Genomic DNA, 26171 nt, shown 5'->3' on the forward strand with positions numbered 1-26171 from the left:
TCCGGCGGTCAGGCCGGCGGCACGAGGTGCATCGAGAGGCCGGTGAGCCGACCCTGCTCGTCGCAGGTGCCGGTCACGCGTGAGCCGCGGGCGTCGGCGATCTCCACGGTGGTCGCGTCCTGCCGGACGCCCAGCCCGGTGTGCCTGGCCAGCCCCAGGAGGCTCGCGCGCAGGTCGGTGCTGGAGGCCTCCATGAGCGCCGAGCCGATCCCGGCGCCGTCGAGCCCGAGGTCGAACGGTCGCAGCGGCACACCCTCGAGCAGGTACACCATGACCGAGCCGCCGCCGATCGGCGCCACGTAGTACGGCGTGAGACCCGTCGCCTCGACGGCCGCGGCCGCGACCACGTGCGCGGCGTCCATCACCTCGGTGCCGAGCTCCGGGCCGGTGGCGGTCGTGTCGAACGGCACCTCTGGCACGGTGAGCTCGCCGATGCCGTGCTGCTCCCCCAGCTGCCGCAGCCTCTGCGCGGCCGTGCCCGTGCCCTGCGGGTGCGCCCAGCCCCACAGCAGCGACCGCGGCCCCGGCGCGAGGCTCGCGACCAGGTGCGGCCGGGTGTCGACGCGGCGCTCCGGGTCGGTCGTCGAGGCGAACCACAGCCGGCCCGCGGACGGGTCGCCGCCGAGGGTGAACTCCCCCAGCGCGGCCTGCAGGTGCTCCTCGAGGCGTCGCTGCCCCAGCAGGGCGTGCAGGGCGCCGTGGTCGGCGACCGCCTGCACCCCCGGCAGCGGGATCATGCCGGCCTGCTCAGCCGCCCCGGCGGGCCCGCAGCGCGGCGAGGGCCTCCTCGAGGAGGGCGGCGCCGTCCTCGTCGGAACGACGCTCCTTCACGTACGCCAGGTGCGTCTTGTAGGGCTCGTTCTTCGGGGGCTCGGGCGGGTTGTCCTTGTCCTGGCCCGCCGGCAGGCCGCAGCGCGGGCAGTCCCACTGCTCCGGCACCACCATGCCCGGCTCCTCGGCGAAGCTCGGCCGGGTCTCGTGACCCTGCGAGCACCAGTACGAGACCCAGACGCGCGGGGCGGCCTCGCCCCGCTCGGCCTCACCCATCGGGCCCGCGCCCACGCGCGAACCCCGGATCGCACTCCCACCAGCCACGCTGTTACCGCTCCTTCTCGCCCTACAGGCTCACACGCTGGACAAGACCCAGCAGCACGATCACGACGAACCAGACGAGCGCCGTCCCGACCGTGATCCGGTTCAGGTTGCGCTCCGCGACCCCCGAGCTGCCGATGCTGGAGGAGATGCCGCCGCCGAACATGTCGGACAGCCCGCCTCCCTTGCCCTTGTGCATGAGGATCGTCAGGGTCAGCAGCAGGCTGGTGAGCACCAGCAGCACCTGCAGAACGATGGTCAGCGCGCCCACGCGCAACTCCTCACTACGGACCCGGGGACCGGACGAGTCTAACCTGCGCACGCCCCCGGCCCGGTCACCCCGGGCCGAGGGCGTGCGTGCGGTCGGCTAGAGACCGACCTGGTGCGACTGGTAACGGACGATCGAGGCGAACTCCTCGGCGTCGAGGCTCGCGCCGCCGACGAGCGCGCCGTCGACGTCGGGCTGCGCCATGATCGAGGCGACGTTGCCGGACTTCACCGAGCCCCCGTAGAGCACGCGCACGCGGTCGGCGACGCTCGCGTCGTAGAGCCGGCCGAGCTGCTCGCGGATCGCCCCGCAGACCTCCTGCGCGTCCTCGGGCGTGGCGACCTCACCGGTGCCGATCGCCCAGACGGGCTCGTAGGCGACGACGCAGCGCGCAGCAGCCTCGGCGTCGATCCCGGCGAACGCGCCCTCGACCTGCGCGAGCGTGTAGGAGACCTGCTCCCCCGCCTTGCGCACGTCCAGGCCCTCGCCGACGCAGATGATCGGCGCCATGTCCGCGCCGAGCGTCGCCTTCGCCTTCGCGCTCACCAGCGCGTCGTCCTCGCCGTGGTACTGACGACGCTCCGAGTGCCCGACGACGACGTAGCGGACGCCGAGCTTGGCGAGCATCGTCGCCGAGATCTCGCCCGTGTAGGCGCCGCTGGCGTGCGCCGACACGTCCTGCGCGCCGTAGCCGATCTCGAGCTTGTCGGCGTCGACGAGCGTCTGCACCGACCGCAGGTCGGTGAACGGCGGCACGACGACGACCTCGACCGAGGAGAAGTCGTGCTTGGCGTCCTTGAGCGCCCACGCGAGCTTCTGCACGAGGTGCGTCGCCTGCAGGTGGTCGAGGTTCATCTTCCAGTTGCCCGCCATGAGGGGCGTCCGTGCAGCTGCCATGAGTGGTCAGTCCTCCAGAACCGAGATGCCAGGGAGGTCCTTGCCCTCCAGGAGCTCCAGCGACGCCCCGCCGCCGGTCGAGATGTGGCTGAAGCCGGACTCGTCGAAGTCCAGCGCGCGCACGGCGGCGGCGGAGTCGCCACCGCCGACGATGCTGAAGGCACCGGACGCCGTCGCGTCGACGATGCCCTGCGCGACCGCCCGGGTGCCCGCCGCGAACGCCGGGAACTCGAACACGCCCATCGGGCCGTTCCACACGATCGTCCTCGCGTCGGCCAGCGCGGCGGCGAACGCCTGCTGGGACGCGGGGCCGATGTCGAGACCGATCTGGTCGTCGGGGATCGCGTCGACGCCCACCACGGTGGCGGGCGCGTCGGCTGCGAACTCCGGCGCCACGACGACGTCGGTCGGCAGCACGATCTCCACGCCGCGCTCGGCAGCGGTGGCGAGGTAGCCCTTGACGGTGTCGATCTGGTCGGCCTCGAGCAGCGACTTGCCGACGCCGTGGCCCTGCGCGGCGAGGAAGGTGAACACCATGCCGCCGCCGATGAGCAGCCGGTCCGCCTTGCTCAGCAGGTTCTCGATGACGCCGAGCTTGTCGGAGACCTTCGCACCGCCGAGCACGACGGCGTAGGGCCGGGCCGGATCGTCGGTCGCACGGCGCAGCGCCTCGATCTCGCGCTGCACGAGACCGCCGACGGCGTGCGGCAGCTTGGTCGCGACGTCGTAGACGCTGGCCTGCTTGCGGTGCACGACCCCGAAGCCGTCGGAGACGTAGACGTCGGCGAGCGAGGCGAGCTCGGTCGCGAGCGCGTCGCGCTCCGCGGCGTCCTTGCTGGTCTCGCGGCTGTCGAAGCGCACGTTCTCCAGCAGCGCGACCTCGCCGTCGGCCAGCGCGTCGACCGTCTCGCGGGCCGAGTCGCCGACCAGGTCAGAGGCGAGCGCGACCTCGCGGCCGAGCAGCTCGCCGAGACGCGCGGCGACGGGCGCGAGCGAGTACTTCTCCTCGAAGCCGGTGCCGGCGGGGCGGCCGAGGTGAGCCACGAGGACCACCCGGGCGCCGCCGTCGAGCAGGGTCGTGATCGTCGGGAGGGCGGCGCGGATGCGACCGTCGTCGGTGATGGTGGTGCCGTCCAGCGGCACGTTGAAGTCTGCCCGGACCAGCACGCGCTTGCCGCGCAGGTCGCCGAGGTCAGTGATCGTCTTCATGGCTCACTCCAGCTCGATGTGGTGGTTCGACCGCTCCGGGCCCGTGCGTGCCGACGCCCGCGCCCACGTCGCCGGGACGCGGACGCGGGCGTCGTGCCACGCGTGGGTCAGAGACGCTCGCCGACGTAGTCGGTGAGCTTGACGAGGCTCACGCTGTAGCCCCACTCGTTGTCGTACCAGGAGACGACCTTGACCTGGTCACCGATCACCTTGGTCAGGCCCGCGTCGAAGATGCTCTGGTGCGGGTTGGTGATGATGTCCGCGGACACGATCGGGTCCTCGGTGTACTGCAGGGTGCCGGCCATCGCACCCTCGGCGGCGGCCTTGACGGCGGCGTTGACCTCCTCGACCGTCACCTCGCGCGAGGCGGTGAAGGTGAGGTCGGTGGCGGAGCCGGTGATGACCGGGACGCGCAGCGCGTAGCCGTCGAGCTTGCCCTTGAGCTCGGGCAGCACGAGGGCGACCGCCTTGGCGGCGCCGGTGGTGGTCGGCACGATGTTCTGCGCGGCGGCGCGGGCGCGACGCAGGTCGCGGTGCGGGCCGTCCTGCAGGTTCTGGTCGCCGGTGTAGGCGTGGATCGTGGTCATGAGACCACGCTCGATGCCGATCGCGTCGTTGAGCGCCTTGGCCAGCGGCGCGAGGCAGTTGGTCGTGCAGGAGGCGTTCGAGATGACGTGGTGCGCGGCCGGGTCGTAGTCGGTGTGGTTGACACCGATGACGAACGTGGCGTCCTCGTTCTTCGCGGGCGCGGAGATGATGACCTTCTTGGCGCCGGCGTCGATGTGCGCCTTGGCCTTGGTCGCGTCGGTGAAGAAGCCGGTGGACTCGATGACGATGTCGGCGCCGAGCTCGCCCCACGGGAGGTTGGCCGGGTCGCGCTCCTCGAGGGCGCGGATCTTCTTGCCGTCGACGACGATGTTCTCGTCGTCGTGGCTCACCTCCGCGTCGAGCACACCGAGGACGGTGTCGTACTTGAGCAGGTGGGCGAGGGTCTTGTTGTCGGTCAGGTCGTTCACGCCGACGACCTCGATGTCGGCGCCCGTGGCGAGGATCGCCCGGTAGAAGTTCCGACCGATACGGCCGAAGCCGTTGATTCCGACGCGGATGGTCACGATGTTCCTCCTGGCGCGTCTGGCGCGCGATCTGTCGATATCGGACTTGCTTGTGCACACGGCTGCGCGGGCGTGGCCCGCGCTGCTGCGACGTACCTCTGGCTCTTCGGGGACGCCCGGCGCCCTCGGCGTCCTCGGCGTGCCTCACGTTACACCGCGCCGCAGGCCCGCGACCCGGGCCGTTGGTCCGTGAGACGCCTCACACGGCGCGGATCAGAGGCTGTCGAGCATCTCCGGCGTGAGGCTCGCCTCGGTGTCCGGGATGCCCTCGGCGTGCGCCTTCTTGTCGGCCATCGCGAGCAGCCGCCGGATGCGGCCTGCGACGGCGTCCTTGGTCAGCGGCGGGTCGGCCAGCTGGCCGAGCTCCTCGAGGCTGGCCTGCTTGTGCTCCAGCCGGAGCCGGCCCGCCTGCACGAGGTGCTCGGGCACCTCGTCGCCGAGGATCTCGAAGGCGCGCTGCACGCGCGCACCGGCCGCGACCGCCGCCTGCGCGGACCGGCGCAGGTTCGCGTCGTCGAAGTTGGCGAGCCGGTTGGCGGTGCCGCGGACCTCGCGGCGCATGCGCCGCTCCTCCCACGCGAGCACCGCGTCGTGGGCGCCCATGCGGGTGAGCATCGCGCTGATGGCGTCGCCGTCGCGGATGACGACGCGGTCGACGCCGCGCACCTCGCGCGCCTTGGCGGCGATGCCCAGCCGACGAGCGGCGCCGACGAGAGCGAGCGCGGCCTCGGGGCCCGGGCAGGTCACCTCGAGCGCGGCCGAGCGGCCTGGCTCGGTGAGCGAGCCGTGCGCGAGGAAGGCGCCGCGCCACGCGGCGACGGCGTCGTTGAGGCTGGCGGAGACGACCTGCGGCGGGAGGCCACGCACCGGGCGGCCGCGCGAGTCGAGCAGCCCTGTCTGGCGGGCGAGCGCCTCGCCGTCCTTGACGACGCGGACGACGTAGCGGTTGCCGCGGCGCAGCGCGCCGCCGGAGACGACGATCACCTCGCTGGCGTGCCCGTACACCTCGGCGATCGCCTGCCGCAGCCGGCGGGCCGCGATCCCGGTGTCGAGCTCGGCCTCGATGACGATCCGGCCCGAGATGATGTGCAGACCCCCGGCGAAGCGCAGCGTCGCCGCCACCTCCGCCTTGCGGGCGGAGACCTTGTCCACCCTGAGCCGCGCGAGCTCGTCCTTCACGTCGGCCGTCAGCGACATGAGCGACATCCTGCCATTCACCTCGTGGTCTCCCCCACGTCTCCCAAGATCCCCTCGAACGCGTCACGGTACGCGGCCGCCAGCCGCAGCGGGTCGTGCTGGGGTGTGCCGTCCCCCACACCCACCTGCCGCAGCAGCACGCGTGCCCCCAGCATCCTTGCGCATGCGACGAGGTCGTCGAGGTCCTCGATCGCCGAGGGGTCGGCGATGACGACGTCGACGCGCAGGTCGGGCGCGTACTCGCACAGGCTACGGAGGTGGTCGGCCGCCGAGTAGCCGGCGGTCTCGCCGGGCTGCGACGACAGGTTGAGCGTGAGCGCCAGCCGCGCCCGCGTGGTCCGCAGCGCCTCGGCCATGCCCGGCAGCAGCAGGTGCGGCATCACCGAGGTGAACCACGAGCCCGGCCCCAGGATCACCCAGTCGGCGTCGCGCACCGCCGCGACCGCCTCGGGGCACGCCTCGGCGTCCTCCGGCACCAGCCGCACCTTCTCGACGATCCCGGACGTCACGGCCACCCGGCTCTGCCCGCGCACCAGCAGCGGCGGCGCGTCCGGCCGGTCGCGCTGGCGGACGTCGGCCTGGATCTCCAGCGGCGTCGTCGACATCGGCAGCACGCGCCCGGCGGCGCCGAGCAGCCGGCCGATGAGGTCGAGGCCGGCGACCTCGTCGCCCAGCAGCTCCCAGATCGCGACCAGCAGCAGGTTGCCGACGGCGTGCCCGTCGAGCTCGCCGCCGGTGCGGAACCGGTGCTGCAGCACGTCGCGCCAGATCTCGCCCCACTCCGAGGACTCGCACAGCGCGCTGACCGCCATCCGCAGGTCGCCCGGCGGGAGCACCCCCATCTCGGCGCGCAGCCGACCGGAGGATCCGCCGTCGTCGGCGACCGTGACGACCGCCGTCACGTCGGTCGTCACGTGGCGCAGCGCCGCCAGGGTCGCCGACAGCCCGTGACCGCCACCCAGCGCGGTGACCCGCAGCCCCCCGCCGCGTCCCAGCCGCGCGGGCCGCGCAGTCCCCTCACTCACGCCCGAGGTCACGATGCACCGTGACGGCGTTGTGCCCGCGCTCGCGCAGACCCGCGGCGAGCGCCTCGCTCAGCGCGACCGAGCGGTGCTTGCCGCCGGTGCAGCCGATCGCGATCGTCACGTACGGCTTCTGCTCCTGCACGTACCCGGGCAGGATCGGCTCGAGCATGTCGAGGTAGCGCGTGACGAAGTCCTTCGCACCGGGCAGGCCCAGCACGTAGTCGCGCACCGGCTCGTCCTTGCCGGTGAGGTGCCGCAGCTCGGTCACCCAGTACGGGTTGCTCAGGAAGCGCGCGTCCGCGACGTGGTCGGCGTCGAGCGGCAGCCCGTACTTGAAGCCGAAGCTGACGACCGTGATGTGCAGCCCGGCGCTGCCCTCGCCGGCCACGAAGTCCCGCACGGCGCGCGCGAGGTCGTGCACCGACAGCGAGCTGGTGTCGATCGTGACGTCGGCGCGGTCGCGCAGGTGGTCGAGCAGCTGCCGCTCGCGGTGGATGCCGTCGAGCATCCGCCCGTCGCCCTGCAGCGGGTGCGGCCGCCTGACCTGCTCGAAGCGGCGCACGAGCGTCTCGTCGGATGCGTCGAGGAAGACGATCCGGTAGTCGATGCGCTGCGCACGGAGGTCGTCGAGCACCTGGACGAGGTCCGCGAAGAACTCGCGGCTGCGCACGTCGAGCACGACCGCGAGACGCTTGACGCCGCCCTCGCCCGGCCTGAGCATGCCGGCCAGCGGCAGCACCATGCGCGGCGGCAGGTTGTCGACGACGTACCAGTCGAGGTCCTCGAGCACCGCCGCGGCGCGGGTGCGCCCGGCGCCCGACATCCCGGTGACGATGATGACCTCCGGACGCGGCTCCGCCGGGACCCGCGTCTGCGCCTCCAGCAGCGGGATGCCCGCAGGCACCGTCGGCGGCAGCGTGTCGTCGAGCGGCACCTCGCCCCCGTCCCGCTCGCGCGGGTCCTCCTCCTGCCGGTCGGTGCGCCCTGGTTCAGTCATGGTCCGAGGATGGCACGGTTCCGGCGGCAGCCTCGGCCCGATCCTTCTCCGGGGCGCCGCCGAGCGCCGCGACGACGCTCTGGGCGACCTTCGGGCCGATGCCCGGCACCGCCGCGACCTCCTCGACGGTGGCGGCACGCAGGTTCCGGACCGACCCGAACGCGCGCAGCAGCGTGCTCTGCCGGCCGGGCCCGAGCCCGGGGATGCCCTCGAGCTCCGAGCGGGTCATCCGCTTCGCGCGCCGCTTGCGGTGGTGGGTGATCGCGAACCGGTGCGCCTCGTCGCGGACCCGCTGCAGCAGGTACAGGCCCTCGGACGTGCGCGGCAGCACCAGCGGGAACTCCTCGCCCGGCAGCCACACCTCCTCCAGCCGCTTGGCGAGCCCGACGATCGCGACGTCGACGACGCCGAGGTCCGACAGCGCCCGCTGGGCGGCCGCGACCTGGGGGGCGCCGCCGTCGACCACGACGAGGTTGGGCGGGTACGCGAACCGCTTGGCGCGGCCGCGCTCGTCGCGCGCCGCGTCCGCGCCGTCCGTCCCGCTCTCGCCCTCGCCGTCAGTCTCGTCCGGCGAGCCGGCCGCGTCGACGAGGTAGCGCCGGAAGCGGCGCGTGAGCACCTCGTACATCGCCTCGGTGTCGTCGCGCGCGCCCTCGCCGGTCTCGCCGCGCACGACGAAGTGGCGGTACTGGTTCTTGCGCGGCAGCCCGTCCTCGAAGACGACCATCGACGCCACCTGCTCGGTGCCACCGGTGTGCGAGACGTCGTAGCACTCGATCCGCAGCGGCGACTCCGGCAGGCCGAGCTCCTCCTGCAGCTCCTGCAGCGCGCGCGAGCGGGCGGTGAGGTCGCCCGCGCGGCGCGTCTTGTGGAGCGCGAGCGCCTGCTCGGCGTTGCGGTGCACCGTCTGGGCGAGCGCCCGCTTGTCGCCGCGCTGCGCCACCCGGATGCTCACGCGCGAGCCGCGCACCGAGCTGAGCAGCGCCTCGAGGTCGTCGACGTCCTCCGGGAGCACCGGCACGATCACCTCGCGCGGGATCGCGTCGGTGTCGCCCTGCTCGGCGTCGCCGTAGACCTGCAGCAGCAGCCGGTCGACGAGCTCGGCGTCGGAGAGCTCCTCGACCCGCTCGGTCACCCAGCCGCGCTGGCCGCGCACCCGGCCGCCTCGCACGTGGAACACCTGCACGGAGGCCTCGAGCTCGTCGGCCGCCATCGCGAACACGTCGGCGTCGGTGCGCTCCCCCAGCACGACGGCGTTGCGGTCGAGGACCTTGCGCAGCGCGCCGATGTCGTCGCGCAGCCGGGCCGCGCGCTCGAACTCCAGCTCGGCGGCCGCCTGCTTCATCTCGTTCTCCAGGCGGCGCACGTACGTCGAGGTGTCGCCCGCCATGAAGGCGCAGAAGTCCTCCGCCAGCGCGCGGTGCTGGTCGGCGTCGACGCGGCCCACGCACGGCGCGGAGCACTTCTCGATGTATCCCAGCAGGCACGGCCGGCCGGTCTGCTCCGCGCGCCGGAACACACCGGCCGAGCAGGACCGGATCGGGAACACGCGCAGCAGCAGGTCGACGGTCTCGCGGATCGCCCACGCGTGCGAGTACGGGCCGAAGTAGCGCGTGCCGGGCTTCTTCCTGCCCCGCATCACCTGCACGCGCGGGTACTCCTCGCCCATCGTGACGGCGAGGAACGGGTACGACTTGTCGTCGCGGTACTTGACGTTGAACCGCGGGTCGAACTCCTTGATCCAGGCGTACTCCAGCTGCAGCGCCTCGACCTCGTTGGAGACGACGGTCCAGTCGACGCTCGCGGCGGTCGTCACCATCTGCCGCGTGCGCGGGTGCAGCGAGCCGAGGTCGGCGAAGTACGACGACAGCCGTTGCCGCAGCGACACCGCCTTGCCGACGTAGATGACGCGGCCGTGCGAGTCGCGGAACCGGTACACGCCCGGCTGGGTGGGGATCTCGCCCGGCTTGGGCCGGTAGGTCCTCGGATCCGCCATGCCGATCAGCGTAGTTCGCTAGCGTGACGGCTATGGGTGGTGGTCTTCACAGCTTCTCCGTCAACGTCACGTGGACCGGCGCCGGTTCCGAGGGCACCACGAGCTACACCTCCTACAGCCGCGACCACGAGGTGGTGGTCGAGGGCAAGCCGCCGCTGCTCGGGTCGGCCGACGCCGCCTTCCGGGGTGACGCCTCGCGCTACTCCCCCGAGGACCTGTTCGTCGCGTCGCTCAGCCAGTGCCACATGCTGTGGGCGCTGCACATGGCCGCGCGCGCGGGCGTCGTCGTGGTCGGCTACTCCGACCGCGCGACCGGCACGATGCGCGTCGAGTCGGCGGGTGCCGGCCAGTTCATCGAGGTGACGCTGCGCCCCCAGCTGACGGTCGTGGGCGACGTCGACGAGGCCGTGGTCGCCAAGATCCACGACGACGCCCACGCCCACTGCTTCATCGCGCGCTCCGTGAACTTCCCGGTGCGTCACGTCCCGCTGGTCACCGAGGTCGTCACGCCCCGCTGACGGGCCGCGCCCGCCCGGGCCGCGTCCACCCCTGCGCTCCACGACCGCCATCAGGCGCTGCGGGCCGCCTTCGCGGCCCGCGCGGAGCGGCGCGCCGACCGCGCCTTGGGGCGTGCGAGCGGGGCCACCTGGGTGACCTGCTTGGTGGGCGCCGCCCGGCCCGGCTCGAGCACCTCGGCGATGAACCGCCCGGTGTGGCTCTCCGCGACGGTCGCGACGTGCTCGGGCGGGCCCTCGGCCACGACCGTGCCGCCCTTGTCGCCGCCCTCGGGACCCATGTCGATGATCCAGTCGGCGTTCTTGATGACGTCGAGGTTGTGCTCGATGACGATGACCGTGTTGCCCTTGTCGACCAGCCCCTGCAGGACGCCCATCAGCTTGCGGATGTCCTCGAAGTGCAGGCCGGTGGTGGGCTCGTCGAGCACGTAGACGGTGCGGCCGGTCGAGCGCTTCTGCAGCTCGCTGGCGAGCTTGACGCGCTGCGCCTCGCCTCCGGAGAGCGTCGGGGCCGGCTGCCCGAGCCGCACGTAGCCGAGGCCGACGTCGACCAGCGTCCGCAGGTGGCGCGCGATCGCCGGCACCGCGGAGAAGAACTCGGCGGCCTCCTCGATCGGCATGTCGAGGACGTCGGCGACAGTCTTGCCCTTGAAGTGCACCTCGAGCGTCTCGCGGTTGTAGCGGGCGCCGTGGCACACCTCGCACGGGACGTAGACGTCCGGGAGGAAGTTCATCTCGATCTTGATCGTGCCGTCGCCCGAGCACGCCTCGCAGCGGCCGCCCTTGACGTTGAACGAGAACCGGCCCGGGCCGTAGCCGCGCACCTTGGCCTCGGCCGTCTCCGCGAAGAGCTTGCGCATGTGGTCCCAGACGCCGGTGTAGGTCGCCGGGTTCGAGCGCGGGGTGCGGCCGATCGGGCTCTGGTCGACGTGGACGACCTTGTCGAGCTGGTCGAGCCCGTGCACCCGCTTGTGACGGCCCGGCACGTGCCGGGCGCCGTTGAGCTCGTTGGCGAGCACGTTGTAGAGGATCGTGTTGACCAGCGTGGACTTGCCGGAGCCGGAGACGCCGGTGACCGCGACGAAGCAGCCGAGCGGGAACGACACCGTGACGTCCTTGAGGTTGTGCTCGCGCGCACCCTCGACGGTGATCCAGCGGTCGGTCGCGGGGGCGCGACGCTCGGCCGGCACCGGGATCGAGCGCCGACCGGCGAGGTAGTCGCCGGTCAGCGAGCCCTCCGCCTCCAGCAGCCCGGCGTAGTCGCCCGAGTGCACGATGTGACCGCCGAGCTCGCCCGCGCCGGGGCCGATGTCGACGACCCAGTCGGCGGTGCGGATCGTGTCCTCGTCGTGCTCGACGACGATCAGCGTGTTGCCGAGGTCGCGCAGCCGCGTGAGCGTGTCGATGAGGCGGCGGTTGTCCCGCTGGTGCAGCCCGATGCTGGGCTCGTCGAGCACGTACAGCACGCCGACGAGACCGGACCCGATCTGGGTCGCGAGCCGGATCCGCTGCGCCTCGCCGCCGGACAGCGTGCCCGCGGGGCGCGACAGCGACAGGTAGTCGAGGCCGACGTCGAGCAGGAACCCGAGCCGGGCGTCGATCTCCTTGAGCACCATGCCCGCGATCGCGGCCTCGCGCGGCCCGAGCTCGAGCCCGGTGAGCACCTCGTGCGCACGCGCGATCGGGAGCGCGCAGACGTCGGCGATCGACATGCCGCCGACGGTGACCGCGAGCACCTCGGGCTTGAGCCGGGCGCCCTTGCACGCGGGGCAGGGCACCTCCCGCATGTAGCCCTCGTACTTCTCGCGCGACCACTCCGACTCGGTCTCGGCGTGCCGGCGCTCGAGGAAGGAGATCACGCCCTCGAACCCGGTCGTGTAGGCGCGCTCGCGGCCCCACCGGTTGCGGTAGCGCACGTGCACCTTGTGGTCCTTGCCGTGCAGGATCGCGTTCTTCGCACGCTCCGGCAGCGCCCGCCACGGGGTGTCGACCGAGAACTTCAGCTCCTCGCCCAGCGCCGCGAGGATGCGGTCGAAGTACTGGCTGCTGCTGCCCTGCGACCACGGCGCGATCGCGCCCTCGGCGATCGACAGGTCCTCGTCGGGCACGACGAGCTCGGGGTCGACCTCCAGCCGCGTCCCGATGCCGGTGCACTCCGGGCACGCTCCGTAGGGGGCGTTGAAGGAGAACGTGCGCGGCTCGATCTCCTCCAGGCTCAGCGGGTGGTCGTTGGGGCAGGCCCGCTTCTCGGAGTAACGGCGCTCGCGCTGCGGGTCGTCCGGGTCGGCGTCGACCAGCTCGATGACGACGAGGCCCTCGGCCAGCCCGAGCGCGGTCTCGACCGAGTCGGTGAGCCGCTGCTTGATCGTGTCGCGCACGACGAGACGGTCGACGACGACCTCGATCGAGTGCTTGAGCTTCTTCTCCAGCACCGGCGGCTCGCTGAGCTGGACGACCTCGCCGTCGACCCGGGCGCGCGCGAAGCCGCGGCTCTGCAGCTCGCGGAAGAGCTCGGAGTACTCGCCCTTGCGGCCGCGCACGACAGGCGCGAGCACCTGGAAGCGGGTGCCCTCGGGCAGCTCGCGGATGCGGTCGACGATCTGCTGCGGGGTCTGCGCGGTCACGCGCTCGCCGCACACCGGGCAGTGCTGGATGCCGGCGCGCGCGAACAGCAGCCGCAGGTAGTCGTAGACCTCGGTGATCGTGCCCACGGTCGAGCGCGGGTTGCGGTTGGTCGACTTCTGGTCGATCGAGACCGCGGGCGAGAGGCCCTCGATGAAGTCGACGTCGGGCTTGTCCATCTGCCCGAGGAACTGCCGCGCGTAGGAGCTGAGCGACTCGACGTAGCGGCGCTGGCCCTCGGCGAAGATGGTGTCGAACGCCAGCGACGACTTCCCGGATCCGGACAGCCCGGTGAAGACGATCAGACGGTCCCGAGGGAGCTCGAGACCGACGTTCTTGAGGTTGTGCTCACGCGCACCACGGACGACGAGGGAATCCGACACCCGGACATGGTAGGTCGGTCGACCGACATCGCACATGTGTTCGACGGGGTGTCGGGGCGTGTCCTTGCGCACACGGGCGCAGCCCCACGGCCCGGCCGAGACCCGTGCCGACCTTCCCCGGACGGCCGAGGACGGCCCGGTGTCACTGCCGCCAGGCGCCCGTGATCGCCCCGATGATCTCGTCGTTGCGCGACGTCGGGCCGTCGAAGGAGCCGTTGTTGCGTCCGTGCCGCAGCACCTCGATGCGGTCGGCGACGGCGCGCAGGTCGTTGAGGTTGTGCCCGATGACCAGCACCGCCATGCCGAGCGAGCGCAGCCGGTCGAGGTGCGTGAGCACCTCGGCGGTCTGCACGACGCCGAGCGAGGCCATCGGCTCGTCGAGCACGACGACGCGCGGCTCGCCGAGCATCGTGCGCGCGATCGCCACGCCCTGCCGCTGGCCACCGGACAGCCGCCCCACCGGGGTGCGCAGCGACGGCACGTTGGCGCCGATCATCGACAGCACCTCGCGCGAGACCCGCTCCATGCCGCCCTGGTCGAGCAGGCCACGGTGCGTGCGCTCCTGCCCGAGGAAGACGTTGGCGGTCACGTCGAGGTTGTCGCACACGCCGAGGTCCTGGAACACCGCCGCGATGCCGTGCTGGCGCGCGGCGCCCGGGCCGGGCAGCGAGACCGGCTGGCCGTCGATCTCGAGGTAGCCGGCGTCCGGCTGCAGCACGCCCGCGATCACCTTCGCCAGCGTCGACTTGCCGGCGGCGTTGTCGCCGACCAGCGCGACGACCTCGCCCGCGTACAGGTCGAGGGAGCACTCGACGAGCGCCTCGACCGCGCCGAACCGCTTGGAGACCCCGAGCACGCTCAGCACGGGCGTGCGGGCGTCGTCGGCCACCGGGGCCGGCCCGAGGTCGTGCAGGGCCGTGGTCCCCGCGTGCATCGGCGTGTCCGTCATGTCTCGCTCCTGTGCGTGACGTCGGTCCGCTGGACGGCGAGCACGAGCGCTCCCGTGACCTCCGCCGTCGAGCCTAGCCTGCTCGGCACGACCTCGACCGGGCCGAGGAGGTGCCTGATCGTGTGCTGCGCCAGGGCCGCCCGCAGCGGCTCCAGGAACACCTCGCCGCTCTCGGCGAGCGGGCCGCCGACGACGACCATCGGCGGGTTGACCATCTGGCACACCGAGCCGACGACGCGACCGATCGTCGCGGCGGCGTCGGCGATGACGCGGCGGCAGCCGGCGTCCCCGTGGACGGCGCGGTCGACCAGGTCGCGCAGCGTCAGGTGCGGGTGCAGCGGGCGCAGCGGCGCGAGCAGCGCCTCGGCGCCCACGACCGTCTCGAGGCAGCCCCGGTTGCCGCAGCGGCAGATGGACCCGGTCGGGTCGACCTGGACGTGACCGATCTCCCCCGCCGCGCCCGCGAACCCGCGGTGCACGCGCCGCCCGAGCACGAGCCCGGCGCCCACGCCGTCGGAGACGGTGAGCCACAGGCTGTCGGCGACCTCGCGCGAGGCGCCGAGCGTGACCTCGGCGAGCGCGCCGAGGTTCGCGTCGTTGTCGACGTGCACCGCGCACCCGAGCCGCTTGGCGACCAGCTCGCCGATCTGCTCGTCCTCCCAGCCCGGCATCAGGCCGCGCACCGAGACCATGCCGGTCGCGTCCACCGGGGCCGGGCAGGCGATCCCGACGGCGAGCAGGTCCGACGTCGAGCGACCGACGCCGTCGATCATCTCCGCGAGCAGCAGCGCGATCCGGTCCAGCCCGGTGTCGGCGGGCTGGTCGAACGGCACCGGCAGCGACGTCGAGGCGAGCGTCGTGTAGGAGAAGTCCCCCAGCAGCACCCGGATCTGACGCCGCGCGACGTGCACGCCCGCGACCAGCCCCGTCTGCGGCGACAGCGTGACCATCTGCGCGCGCCGGCCGCTGCGCGACGTCGGCTGGGTGTCGACGACGCCGGAGCTCGTGAGCTCCTTGACGATCGTCGAGACGGTGGCGGCCGAGAGCCCGGTCGCGTCGATCAGCTCGACCTGCGTGAGGCCGCCGAACTCCTTGACCGTCTCGATGACGAGCGTGCGGTTCGCCTCCCGCAACGAGGACTGCGAACCCGTCGTCCGACTCACTGCCGCCTCACAGGCGCATGCTAGTGGCGGGCCGTCACACGGTCGCCGAACCGCGCCGCTTGCTGTAGACGTCGAAGCCGACCGCGACCAGCAGCACGAGGCCCTTGACCACCTGCTGCGTCGACGTCGGGACGCCCATCAGCTGCATGCCGTTGCTCATCACCGCCATGATCAGGCCGCCGACGATCGCGCCGGTGATCCGGCCGACGCCGCCGCTGACGGCGGCGCCGCCGATGAAGCAGGCGGCGATCGCGTCGAGCTCGAACATGTTGCCCGCGCCCGGCTGGGCGCCGTTGGTGCGCGAGGAGTAGATCACGCCCGCGACCGCGGCCAGCAGGCCCATGTTGACCATGATCCAGAAGTTGACGAACCGCACCCGGACGCCCGACAGCCGCGCGGCGTTGAGGTTGCCGCCGATCGCGTAGACGTGCCGCCCGAACACCGTCGACTGGGTGAGGACCGCGTAGACGAGCACCAGCACGGCGAGGATGACCAGCACCACCGGGAGCCCGCGGCTCTGCGACAGCTGCCAGCCGAACGCCATCACGACCGCCGCGACCAGCACGAGCCGGACCACGAACAGCGGCAGCGACTCGACGACCTGGTTGTAGGCGATGCGGCCCTGCCGGCGGCGCCACTGGCTGAACGCGTAGCCGGCGACACCGATGCCGAACACCACCAGCGTGAAGACGTCGAAGCCCTGGCCGCCCAGCAGGCCGTTGAGGAAGCCGTTGTTGATCTGGTAGTAGGTGCCGCCGAACGGGGACAGCGACACGTTGTTGAGCACCTGGTAGGTGAGGCCGCGGAACATCAGCATGCCCGCGAGCGTCACGATGAAGGCCGGGATGCCGACGACGGCGACCCAGAAGCCCTGCCACGCACCGACGAGCAGCCCGACGCCGAGCGCCGCGAGCACGCCCACCCACCACGGCTGCCCGTGCCGGATGACGACGACCGCGGCCACCGCGCCGGTGAGCGCAACCAGCGAGCCGACCGACAGGTCGATGTGACCGCCGATGATGACGATCATCATCCCGATCGCGAGGATGAGGATGTAGGAGTACTGCAGCACCAGGTTGGTGAGGTTGCCCGGGCTGAGGAAGTTGCTGTTGAGGAACGTGAACAGCCCGCAGATGACGACGAACGCGACGACGATGCCGCTCTGCCGGACGTTGCGCTGGGCCAGCTCCCACACGGAGGCGACGGCGTTCATCGGACGACCTCCGGCTGCAGGGTCTCGTCGGTCACGTTTCTCTCCAGGGTCATGAGTCGCATGAGGTTCTCCTGCGTCGCCTCGGCGGTGGGCACCTCGCCCGTCACCCGGCCGAACGCGACGGTGTAGATGCGGTCGCAGGTCCCGAGCAGCTCCTGCAGCTCGGAGGAGATGACGACGACGGCCTTGCCCGCGGCGACCATGCGGTTGATGAGGCCGTAGATCTCGTACTTGGCGCCGACGTCGATGCCGCGCGTGGGCTCGTCGAGGATCAGCACCTCGGGCTCGGTGTACAGCCACTTCCCCAGCACGACCTTCTGCTGGTTGCCGCCCGAGAGCTGCCCGACGAGCGAGAGCACGCTGGGCGCCTTGATGCCGAGGTCGGAGCGGAAGGTCTCCGCGACGGCGATCTCGGCGTTGGCGTCGACCAGCCCGCCGCGCGACAGCCTGCTCAGGCCGGCGGCGGAGATGTTGTGGCGGATGTCGTCGATGAGGTTCAGACCGTAGCCCTTGCGGTCCTCGGTCACGTAGGCGATGCCGTGCCGGATGCAGTCGGCGACGGTGCTGGTGTCGACGGGGACGCCGTGCAGGTAGACCTGGCCGCCGACGTGCCGGCCGTAGGAGCGCCCGAAGATGCTCATCGCGAGCTCGGTGCGGCCGGCGCCCATGAGTCCCGCGATGCCGACGACCTCGCCCGCGCGCACCGACAGCGTCGCGTGGTCGACGACGACGCGCCCCGGCTGCGTCGGGTGCATGACCGTCCAGTCCTCGACGCGGAAGACCTCCTCGCCGATCGTGGACTCGCGCTCGGGGTAGAACGTCTCGAGGTCGCGGCCGACCATGCCCCGGATGATCCGTTCCTGCAGGCCAGGGCTGCCGTCCATCTCGATCGTCTCGACGGTGCGACCGTCGCGGATGATCGTCGTGCGGTCGGCGATGCTGGCGACCTCGTTGAGCTTGTGGGAGATGATGATCGAGGTGATGCCCTCGTCCCGCAGCCGCCGCAGCAGGTCGAGCAGGTGCTCGGAGTCGGTGTCGTTGAGCGCCGACGTCGGCTCGTCGAGGATGAGCAGCCGCACGTTCTTCGACAGCGCCTTGGCGATCTCGACCAGCTGCTGCTTGCCGACGCCGAGGTGCCCCACCGGGGTGGTCGGGTTCTCGTCGAGGCCGACCTGCGCGAGCAGCTCGGCGGCCTCGTGGTTGGTGCGGTTCCAGTCCAGGAAGCCGGCGCGGTCGCGGCGCTCGTTGCCGAGGAAGATGTTCTCGGACACCGAGAGGTAGCGGATGAGCGCGAGCTCCTGGTGGATGATGACGATCCCCAGCCGCTCGCTGTCGTTGATCGACCCGAACGCGACCGGGCTGCCGTCGTAGACGATCTCGCCCTCGAAGCTGCCGTGCGGGTAGACGCCGGACAGCACCTTCATGAGGGTGGACTTGCCCGCGCCGTTCTCGCCGCAGATCGCGTGGATCTCGCCGCGCGTGACGGTGAGGTTGACGTCCTCGAGCGCGGTGACGCCCGGGAACTTCTTCGTGATGCCGCGCATCTCGAGGATGGTGTCGGCCATGGTTCTCCTCGTCGAGACTTGGCGACGCTCGCCGGTGGGACGCGCGAGGCGCCCCACCGGCGAGCGGTCGGCGGGTCAGTCGGCCTGGCCGGCCTCGATCTCCTCCTGGGTCCAGTAGCCGGTCTCGACGAGCGCGGGCTCGACGTTGTCGGCGACCACGATCACCGACTCGAGCAGGTACGAGGGCACGACCTTGATGCCGTTGTCGTACGTCTCGGTGTCGTTCGCCTCGGGCTCGCCGCCGTTGACGTAGGCCTCGGTGGCGATGACCGCCTGCTCGGCGAGCAGCCGGGTGTCCTTGAAGATCGTGGCGAACTGGACGCCGTCGACGATGAGCTTGACCGACGCGATCTCGGCGTCCTGGCCGGTGACGACCGGCAGCCCGTCGGCGAGCGACGGGCCCATGCCGGCGCCCTGGAGCGCGGTGATGATGCCGCGCGAGAGGCCGTCGTAGGGCGAGAGGACGCCGTGCAGCTCGGTGCCGTCGGAGTAGGTCGAGGTCAGCAGGTCCTCCATGCGGCGCTGCGCGGTCTCCTGCTGCCAGCGCAGGATCGCGGCCTGCTCGAAGTCGGTCTGACCGCTGGGCACGGTGAGCACGCCCGAGTCGAGGTAGGGCTGCAGCGTCTCCATCGCGCCGTTCCAGAAGAACGTGGCGTTGTTGTCGTCCGGCGAGCCGGCGAACAGCTCGATGTTGAACGGGCCCTCCTCGCCGGTCTCGTTGCGGTCGGCGTCGAGGATGCCGAGGCCCTGCAGCAGCGAGGTGGCCTGCTGGACGCCGACGTCGTAGTTGTCGAACGTCACGTAGAAGTCGACGTTCTCGTTGTCGCGGATCAGCCGGTCGTAGGAGATCACCGGGATGCCCGCGGCCGCGGCGGCGTCGAGCTGGGAGCCCAGCGCGGTGCCGTCGATGGCGGCGATGATGAGCACGTCCGCGCCGTTGGTGATCATCTGGTCGATCTGCTGCGACTGCGTGGGGATGTCGTCGTTGGCGAACTGCAGGTCGACGTCGTAGCCGAGCTCCTCGAGCCCGGCCTCGACGGCCTCGCCGTCGGCGATCCACCGCTCCGAGGTCTGCGTCGGCATCGAGACACCGACGAGGACGTCCTCGGGCGCGAGGGTCTCGCCGCCTTCCACCCCGCCGCCGCCGGCGCCCTCGCCGGCGCAGGCACCGAGTGCCAACACCGCCGCTGCGCCGAAGGCGACCGCTGCGAGCTTGCGCATGTTCCAACTCCTTCGTCCGGGAACTCCTGCGACCGAGCGCGGTCGCGCCGAGGCACGAGCACTCTCGGCGACCTCGCCGCAACTCGTGACGGCGCCTACCCTGCTGGCTTCGACTTCCGAAGTCAAGAGGCGTGAAGCGAGCCGAGGTCACAGTAGGGTAACGAGGTAACGACGGAACGCGCTGTCCGTAGACTTCTCAACGGGTGAGAGCGCGCCCACCTGGGCCGCTCGCGGTGCTTGCCTGGCTTTGGGCGCCGAACCCAAGCGCTCAGGGGGTGCTCCGCCGACTACGGTGGCTGCCATGGGACTCGCTCACGTCGAACCCCACGGCGACGGTGTCGAGGTCGGCGACGACGGGCTCGCGGTCCTCAAGGTCAGCGTGTCCGACATGGACAACAACGCCTACCTGCTCACCGACGCCGCCACCGGGACGCAGCTGCTGGTCGACGCGGCCGACTCCGCGCCGCGGCTGCTGCGGCTCGTCGCCGAGCGGGGTGATGGTCGGCTGTCGGCCGTGCTGACCACGCACCGGCATGCCGACCACCACCGGGCGCTCGCCGAGGTCGTCGCCGCCACCGGTGCCACCGTGCTCGCGGGTGCCGCCGACGCCGACGCCCTGCCCGTGCCGGTCGACGTGCGCCTGCGCCACGGCGACACGGTCCGGGTCGGTGAGCACGTCCTCGACGTCGTCGCGCTGCGCGGTCACACGCCCGGCTCGGTGGCACTCGTCGTCCGCACCGGCGCGCGGACGCTGCTCCTCACCGGCGACTCGCTCTTCCCCGGCGGGGTCGGCAAGACCACCTCGCCCGCCGACTTCACCAGCCTCCTGGACGACGTCGAGCAGCGACTCTTTGCGGTGCTCCCCGACGAGACCGTCGTGCACCCGGGGCACGGCGACAGCACGACGCTCGGCGCCGAGCGGCCGCACCTGCCCGCGTGGCGCGCACGCGGCTGGTAGGTCAGCGGCGCTCGTCGTCGGGGACGGCACCCCTCGGGGTGCTCTCCCCCGCCGGGTCGGACGAGGCGTCGTGCACGGCGTCGTCCTGACCGCTCGCGCCGCCACCGGCGGCCGTCGCGCCCGCGGTGGTCGCCGGCTCCTCGCGGCGCGCCCCGATCGTCAGCGACGTCACGGTCGTGATCGTCAGCACGACGACGATGACCACCAGCGAGAGCCACGACGGCACCTCGGGCACGACCGTGATGTGCTCGCCGCCGTTGAGCCACGACAGCTCGTTGGTGTGCATCGCGTGGATGAGCAGCTTGACGCCGATGAACGCGAGGATCGCGGCGAGCCCGTAGTTGAGGTAGACCAGCTTGTCGAGCAGGCCGTCGACGAGGAAGAACAGCTGCCGCAGGCCGAGCAGCGAGAACGCGTTCGCGGCGAAGATGATATACACCTGCGAGGCACCGCTCAGCTGCTCGGTGACGCCGAAGATCGCCGGGATCGAGTCGACCGCGAACAGCAGGTCGGCCGAGCCGATCGCGAGCATCACCACGAGCATCGGCGTCACGTGCAGGCGGCCGCTGCGGCGCACGAGCATGCGGTCGCCCTCGTAGCCGTCGGTGGTCGGGAACAGCCGGCGCACCCCGCGCAGCGCGATGTTCTCCGTGAACTCCTCGTCCTCGTCGTCGTCCTGCCGCAGCTGCGACCACGCCGTCCAGAGCAGGAAGCCGCCGAAGATCCAGAACACCCACGAGAAGTTCTCGACGATGGCGACGCCGGCGACGATGAAGACCGTGCGCATGACCAGCGCGATCACGATGCCGATGAGCAGCACCTTCTGCTGGTACTCCCGTGGCACCCGGAAGCTGGCCATGATCAGCACGAACACGAACAGGTTGTCGAGGCTGAGCGACTTCTCGAGCAGGTAGCCGGAGAAGTAGGCGACCCCGTGCGTGTGGTCCCACAGGAACCACACGAGCGCGCCGAAGACGAGCGCGATCGCCACGTACGCGGCCGACCAGGCACCCGCCTCCTTGAGCGAGGGCGCGTGCGGGGTGCGCACGTGGCCGACGAAGTCGACCGTCAGCATGACGACGATGAGACCGACCGTGGCGAACCACAGCCAGAGGGGGACGTCCAACGAAACCTCCGGTGTCGACAGCACAGCACCGGAGGTCTCCCCCACCGCGGTCTGCGACCGTGGCCGCTGGAACCGAGCCTGATCCGTCTCAGGGCCGTGATGACGACGCCAGCGCTTGTGGGGTACTCCCCTCCAACCGGGTCAGCGTACGACACCGCGACCGACGACCGCACCAGGCGCGGCGGGCGTCGCGGCATCCGGACGCCCGACGACGTCGGGCCGATCGACGGTGGCCGCGCCCTGGCTAGGGCCGAGCAGGCTGCGGGGCCTGCGGCCGCACCTCCTGGACGGGCACGACCGCGGGCTCGGCCGGCGAGTCCCCGGCGACGTCGGGCAGCACGGTCGTGCCGGCGTCGTGCGCCGCCGCCGCGGCGTCGGCGATCATCCGCCGGGAGCGGACGAGCAGCGCGACCGCCACGGCCAGCGCGACGACGGCGATCGCGAACGGGAGGTGGACGCTCACCGCGGCACCGACCACCCCCGCGACCAGCGGTGCGAGCGAGCCTCCGAAGAAGCGGACGAAGCTGTAGGCCGCCGAGGCGACCGGGCGCTCGACCGGCGCGACCTCCATGACGGCCTCGGTCACCAGCGCGTTGTTCAGCCCCGAGCAGGCACCCGAGACGATCACGGTCACCACGAGCACCCCGGGCACCTCGGTCCACACCGCCATCGCCGCGAGGTCGAGCGCGAGCACCACGAACGTGACGACGAGCACGGGCACCAGGCCGAACCGGCGCTCGAGCCGCGGGGCCACGACGACGGCGAAGACGGCGACCAGCACGCCCCAGCCGAAGAAGACGGCGCCGAGCTGCAGCGCGCCGAAGCCGAGCAGCAGCGGCGCGTAGGCCAGCACGGTGAAGAAGGCCCAGTTGTAGAGGAACGCGACCAGGCTGAGCAGCAGCAGGCCGGGGTGACGCAGCGCGCGCACGGGCGCCGAGAGCGGCAGCGGCCGGGCGGAGGTGGGGACGTTCGGCACGAACAGCAGCGTGCCGACCAGCCCGACGAGCATGAGCACGGCCACACCGAAGAAGGGCCACCGCCAGCTGACGGCTCCGAGGAGACCGCCCAGCACCGGGCCGACGGCGATGCCGACGCCCATCGCGGCCTCGTAGATCGCGATCGCGCCACCGATGCCGCCGCTCGCGGAGCCGACGATCACCGCGAGGCTCGTCGCGATGAACAGGGCGTTGCCCAGCCCCCAGCCGGCGCGGAAGCCGACGAGCGCACCGATCGAGGGTGACAGCCCCGAGAGCGCGGCGAACACCACGACGACGACGAGCCCGGCCACGAGGGTCCGCTTGCCGCCGATGCGGCTCGACACCCACCCGGTGACGAGCATCGCCAGCCCCGTCACGAGGAGGTAGCTGGTGAACAGCAGCTCGACCTGGGCGTGGCTGGCGTCCATCTGCTCGCCGATCGCAGGCAGGATGGGGTCGACGAAGCCGATCCCCATGAAGGAGATCACGCAGGCGAAGGCGACCGCCCAGACAGCCTTCGGCTGCTGGGTGCGTCGGACGGCGGTGGGCACGGGACAGGACCTCCTCGGGTCGGGAGCCGGCTGGGCAGGCAGATGGGCTCGGGTCAGGCGCGGGTCAGGCTCGGCCGGGATCGGCGTCGCCGAGGGCGACGAGGCCCTCGAGCGCGGGCACGGCGGCGGCGATCGCGTCGCGCTGGTCGCGCGGCAGACGACCCAGCAGCGTCGCGAGGACCTCGCCGCGGGCTGCGCGCCGGGCGAGGCTCAGGTCGCGACCGGCGTCGGTGGCGGAGACGATGACGACGCGGCCGTCGTCGGGGTCGGCCCCGCGCGCGACGAGGCCGGCCGCCTCGAGACGCGCGACGAGCTGGGTCATGGCCGGCTGCGAGACGTGCTCGGCCGCGGCCAGCGCGGTCAGCCGCGCGGGGCCGGTCGTGACCAGCGTGTACAGCGTGGACGCGGCGGCCGGGCTGAGGTCCCCCGGCAGCGACGACCGCCGCAGCAGGCGCGTGAGGCGGTCGAGCGCCGAGCCGAGGCGAGCGACGTCGAGCGACGGCTGACTTTCCATAGGTGCACTATATATTGTCCTTATTGATGTGCGCGAGGCCTGGTCGGAGCCGCTGCACCCGGGCGTCGTCGGCTGGGTGCTCCTCGCAGGGGCAGGCAGCGGCGGGTGCCGCGCGGCATGCTGGAGGACGTGACGACGACGAGGCACGGCGCGTCCGACGAGCTGGGCGCGTTCCTGCGCAGCCGGCGCGAACGGCTCTCCCCCGAGCACGCCGGCGTGGCCACGGACGGGAGGGCACGACGGGTCCGGGGGCTGCGGCGCGAGGAGCTCGCGGATCTCGCGGGCGTGAGCGTCGGGTACTACACGCGCCTGGAGCAGGGCGCCGGGCACGCGGTCTCCCCCGCCGTCCTCGACGCGCTCGCACGCGCGCTGCAGCTCGACGACACCGAGCACCAGCACCTGCGCACGCTCGCGACGCCGCCCCGCAGAGATCGCCGCCGTGCGCGGCGGACGGTGCTGCGACCCGCCGTGCGCGACCTGACGTTCGAGGACGTGGCCGCCGTCGTCGTCGACCACCGCGACGACGTGCTCGGCTGGAACCCGCTCGGGCACGCCCTGCTCGCCGGTCACCTCGACCCCGCGGCTCCGGATTGCCGCGAGCGGCCGAACGTCGCGCGCATGCTGTTCCTCGACCCCGACCACCGTGCCCTGTACCGCGACTGGCGGTCCAAGGCCGCCACGACCGTGTCGGCGCTGCACCAGGAGCAGGCGCGCCGCCCGGACGACGACGCGCTCGGGGGTCTGGTCGACGAGCTCTGCTCCGCGAGCGAGGAGTTCGTCGCGATGTGGTCGCAGCGGCCGGTCCGCGTCTGCGCGTCGGGCGCGCGGGACCTCGACCACCCGGAGGTCGGCCGGCTGCGGGTGACCAACGAGACGCTCACGCTCCCCGACGACGACCAGCAGCTGGGGCTGTTCCACGCGCGGCGCGGGACGCCCGACCACGCGGCGCTCGCGCGGTTGGCGTCGCGCGAGCGGCGGCGCGCCGTCGTGGCCGGCGTCCGGACGGACGTGAGCGCATGAGGGTCCTCGTCGTCGGCGGCGAGGCCACGATCGGTCGCCACGTGAGCGCCGAGCTGCGGCGCCGTGGGCACGTCGTCGTGACGGCCGGGCGGAGCTCGGGCGACGTCCGCGTCGACGTGCGGCACCGCGACTCCGTCGCGGACATGTACCGCGAGATCGGCGGCGTGGACGCCGTCGTCGCGCCCGCGGCCCACGGCACGACCGACCGGCTGCAGACGCTGAGCCGCGACGAGCTCCTCCAGAACATGCAGGGCAAGCTCCTCGGCCAGGTCGACCTCGTCCTGCTGGGCCAGCACCACGCGGCCGCCGGGGCGTCGTTCACGCTGACGTCCGGGATCTTCGCGGACGAGCCGTGGCCGGGCGTCACGGGCGGAGCGATGATCAACGCGGCCCTGCACGCGTTCGTCCGTTCGGCTGCCCTCGAGCTGCCCCGCGGCATGCGGGTCAACGTCGTGAGCCCGACGATGGTCGGCGACTCCGTCGACAGCTTCTCATCCACGTTCCCCGGGATGCGACCGGTGCCGATGGACGCCCTGGTGACCGGCTACCTGTCGGTGATCGAGGGCGAGCGCACCGGCGAGGTCGTGCGCGCCTACGGCTGACCGGCCGGGGCGGCCGGCCTGCGGCTGGTCGGTGACACGCCGACGGCGGTGCCCCTCCCCTGCGGGTGAGGCACCGCCGTCGAGCAGCGGCAGGAGCCGCGACTACTTCATCGTCCCCTGCGATACCGACCCCTGCAGCTGGCGCTGGAACAGCACGTAGCCGACGAGCACCGGCACGATCGTGATGACCACGCCCGCGAACAGCAGCCCGTACTGCGACTGGTAGCCGGCGCCCGAGACGAACGAGGCCACCGCCTGCGACAGCACCCAGTTGTTCCGCTTGGTGTTGAGGGCCACCGGCAGCAGGTACTGGTTCCACAACCCGAGGAAGTTGAAGATCGCCACCGACGCCATGCCGCTGGTCGCCATCGGCAGCATCACCTGGAAGAAGGTGCGCCACTTGCCGGCGCCGTCGATCGCCGCCGCCTCCGAGATCTCCCCGGGCAGGCCCTGGAAGAACGCGTAGAGGAAGAAGACCGTGAACGGCAGCGCGAACGCGACGTAGGTCAGGATCAGCCCGTGCAGCGTGTTCAGCACGCCCATCGTCTGCAGGACGAAGAACAGCGGCACGATCGCGAGGAACACCGGGAAGGTGAGCCCCGCGAGCATCAGGTAGTAGATCGCCCGCCGGCCGAAGAACTCGAACCGGGCGAGCACGTAGGCGCACATCGCGCCGAGCAGCATGACGAGCACGAGCGCGCAGCCGACGACGATGACCGTGTTGAGCATCGCCTGGCCGAGCTTCTCGTCGACCCACGCCAGCACGAAGTTGTCGAACGACCAGCTGCTCGGCAGCGCGAGCGGCGAGCCCGAGATGATCTCGCGGTTCGACTTGAACGCCGACAGGAACACCCACAGCAGCGGGAGCACCACCACGAGCGACCAGATCCCGAGCACGACGTGCGAGGTGACGGTGACCGCACGGTCGCCGCCGGAGCCGGGTCCGGTGCTGCCGCGACCGGCACGGCCTGCCCGCGGCTCGACTCGGTCTTCCACCAT

Annotated in this window: 24 protein-coding genes; 4 read left to right on the forward strand and 20 right to left on the reverse strand. The window is 72.0% G+C overall.

The annotated features are described in order from the left end of the window. Window positions 1-8: 8 nt before the first annotated feature. The 10 genes from GPA02_RS00290 to uvrC all read right to left on the reverse strand — a co-directional run bounded on the left by GPA02_RS00290 (window position 9) and on the right by uvrC (window position 9793). Window positions 9-737, reverse strand: coding sequence for a DUF6882 domain-containing protein (locus GPA02_RS00290; protein ID WP_156197852.1), 729 nt, complete (start codon window positions 735-737; stop codon window positions 9-11). A 10-nt stretch (window positions 738-747) separates the two neighbouring features. Next, window positions 748-1095, reverse strand: a complete 348-nt coding sequence (locus GPA02_RS00295; protein ID WP_156197853.1) for an RNA polymerase-binding protein RbpA — start codon at window positions 1093-1095, stop codon at window positions 748-750. Window positions 1096-1117: 22 nt separating this feature from the next. Continuing rightward, window positions 1118-1363, reverse strand: a complete 246-nt coding sequence (gene secG / locus GPA02_RS00300; RefSeq protein WP_156197854.1) for a preprotein translocase subunit SecG — start codon at window positions 1361-1363, stop codon at window positions 1118-1120. Window positions 1364-1459: 96 nt separating this feature from the next. Beyond that, a complete protein-coding gene (gene tpiA / locus GPA02_RS00305) occupies window positions 1460-2257 on the reverse strand; it encodes a triose-phosphate isomerase (protein WP_156197855.1) in 798 nt (265 codons plus the stop codon). Between the two features lie 6 nt (window positions 2258-2263). Further along, window positions 2264-3466, reverse strand: coding sequence for a phosphoglycerate kinase (locus tag GPA02_RS00310; protein WP_156197856.1), 1203 nt, complete (start codon window positions 3464-3466; stop codon window positions 2264-2266). 107 nt (window positions 3467-3573) lie between these two features. Continuing rightward, window positions 3574-4578: a type I glyceraldehyde-3-phosphate dehydrogenase gene (gap, locus tag GPA02_RS00315; RefSeq protein ID WP_156197857.1), complete on the reverse strand. Its 1005-nt coding sequence runs from the start codon at window positions 4576-4578 to the stop codon at window positions 3574-3576. A gap of 213 nt (window positions 4579-4791) precedes the next feature. Further along, window positions 4792-5775, reverse strand: a complete 984-nt coding sequence (gene whiA, locus GPA02_RS00320) for a DNA-binding protein WhiA (protein ID WP_156197858.1) — start codon at window positions 5773-5775, stop codon at window positions 4792-4794. Window positions 5776-5792: 17 nt separating this feature from the next. Further along, a complete protein-coding gene (locus GPA02_RS00325) occupies window positions 5793-6800 on the reverse strand; it encodes a gluconeogenesis factor YvcK family protein (protein WP_240133794.1) in 1008 nt (335 codons plus the stop codon). Then, entirely contained in the window at window positions 6793-7797 is a 1005-nt protein-coding gene (gene rapZ, locus GPA02_RS00330; RefSeq protein WP_156197859.1) for an RNase adapter RapZ, read from the reverse strand. Before rapZ ends, GPA02_RS00325 begins: the two co-directional genes overlap by 8 nt. After that, complete coding sequence (uvrC, locus tag GPA02_RS00335; RefSeq protein WP_156197860.1) at window positions 7790-9793, reverse strand: excinuclease ABC subunit UvrC; 2004 nt, start codon at window positions 9791-9793, stop codon at window positions 7790-7792. Before uvrC ends, rapZ begins: the two co-directional genes overlap by 8 nt. A 32-nt stretch (window positions 9794-9825) precedes the next feature. Between uvrC and GPA02_RS00340 the strand changes: the two genes are divergently transcribed. Next, complete coding sequence (locus GPA02_RS00340; protein WP_156197861.1) at window positions 9826-10311, forward strand: OsmC family protein; 486 nt, start codon at window positions 9826-9828, stop codon at window positions 10309-10311. Window positions 10312-10361: 50 nt separating this feature from the next. Here the strand turns inward: GPA02_RS00340 and uvrA are convergent, their stop codons facing one another. The 6 genes from uvrA to chvE form a co-directional block, all read right to left on the reverse strand. Continuing rightward, entirely contained in the window at window positions 10362-13349 is a 2988-nt protein-coding gene (gene uvrA, locus GPA02_RS00345; protein ID WP_204986449.1) for an excinuclease ABC subunit UvrA, read from the reverse strand. A 106-nt stretch (window positions 13350-13455) separates the two neighbouring features. Then, on the reverse strand, window positions 13456-14262 hold the full coding sequence (locus tag GPA02_RS00350; protein WP_240133795.1) for an ATP-binding cassette domain-containing protein: 807 nt from the start codon (window positions 14260-14262) through the stop codon (window positions 13456-13458). Beyond that, window positions 14259-15425, reverse strand: a complete 1167-nt coding sequence (locus GPA02_RS00355) for an ROK family transcriptional regulator (RefSeq protein WP_156197863.1) — start codon at window positions 15423-15425, stop codon at window positions 14259-14261. The genes GPA02_RS00350 and GPA02_RS00355 overlap by 4 nt, the downstream gene beginning before the upstream one ends. 34 nt (window positions 15426-15459) lie before the next feature. Beyond that, on the reverse strand, window positions 15460-16638 hold the full coding sequence (gene mmsB / locus GPA02_RS00360) for a multiple monosaccharide ABC transporter permease (RefSeq protein WP_156197864.1): 1179 nt from the start codon (window positions 16636-16638) through the stop codon (window positions 15460-15462). Continuing rightward, a complete protein-coding gene (gene mmsA, locus GPA02_RS00365; RefSeq protein ID WP_156197865.1) occupies window positions 16635-18203 on the reverse strand; it encodes a multiple monosaccharide ABC transporter ATP-binding protein in 1569 nt (522 codons plus the stop codon). The genes mmsB and mmsA overlap by 4 nt, the downstream gene beginning before the upstream one ends. Before the next feature lie 75 nt (window positions 18204-18278). Next, on the reverse strand, window positions 18279-19424 hold the full coding sequence (chvE, locus tag GPA02_RS00370) for a multiple monosaccharide ABC transporter substrate-binding protein (RefSeq protein WP_156197866.1): 1146 nt from the start codon (window positions 19422-19424) through the stop codon (window positions 18279-18281). Window positions 19425-19725: 301 nt separating this feature from the next. On the opposite strand from chvE, the gene GPA02_RS00375 reads away from it, so the two are divergent. Then, a complete protein-coding gene (locus GPA02_RS00375) occupies window positions 19726-20382 on the forward strand; it encodes an MBL fold metallo-hydrolase (protein WP_156197867.1) in 657 nt (218 codons plus the stop codon). Between the two features lies 1 nt (window position 20383). Here GPA02_RS00375 and GPA02_RS00380 read toward each other — a convergent pair whose 3' ends face one another. The 3 genes from GPA02_RS00380 to GPA02_RS00390 form a co-directional block, all read right to left on the reverse strand. Continuing rightward, window positions 20384-21508: a TerC family protein gene (locus GPA02_RS00380; RefSeq protein ID WP_156197868.1), complete on the reverse strand. Its 1125-nt coding sequence runs from the start codon at window positions 21506-21508 to the stop codon at window positions 20384-20386. Window positions 21509-21752: 244 nt separating this feature from the next. After that, entirely contained in the window at window positions 21753-23036 is a 1284-nt protein-coding gene (locus tag GPA02_RS00385; protein WP_240133796.1) for an MFS transporter, read from the reverse strand. Between the two features lie 64 nt (window positions 23037-23100). Next, complete coding sequence (locus tag GPA02_RS00390; protein WP_156197869.1) at window positions 23101-23550, reverse strand: MarR family winged helix-turn-helix transcriptional regulator; 450 nt, start codon at window positions 23548-23550, stop codon at window positions 23101-23103. 129 nt (window positions 23551-23679) lie between these two features. On the opposite strand from GPA02_RS00390, the gene GPA02_RS18755 reads away from it, so the two are divergent. Both GPA02_RS18755 and GPA02_RS18760 read left to right on the forward strand, forming a co-directional pair. Next, window positions 23680-24570 carry a helix-turn-helix transcriptional regulator gene (locus GPA02_RS18755; protein ID WP_162457658.1) on the forward strand — a complete coding sequence of 297 codons (891 nt, stop codon included), beginning with the start codon at window positions 23680-23682 and terminating at the stop codon, window positions 24568-24570. Next, window positions 24567-25172 carry a short chain dehydrogenase gene (locus GPA02_RS18760; protein WP_162457659.1) on the forward strand — a complete coding sequence of 202 codons (606 nt, stop codon included), beginning with the start codon at window positions 24567-24569 and terminating at the stop codon, window positions 25170-25172. The genes GPA02_RS18755 and GPA02_RS18760 overlap by 4 nt, the downstream gene beginning before the upstream one ends. 102 nt (window positions 25173-25274) lie before the next feature. Here GPA02_RS18760 and GPA02_RS00400 read toward each other — a convergent pair whose 3' ends face one another. Beyond that, a complete protein-coding gene (locus tag GPA02_RS00400; RefSeq protein WP_156197870.1) occupies window positions 25275-26171 on the reverse strand; it encodes a carbohydrate ABC transporter permease in 897 nt (298 codons plus the stop codon).

Origin of the sequence: Actinotalea caeni (assembly GCF_009733795.1) — a bacterium.
Classification (GTDB): Bacteria; Actinomycetota; Actinomycetes; order Actinomycetales; family Beutenbergiaceae; genus Pseudactinotalea; species Pseudactinotalea caeni.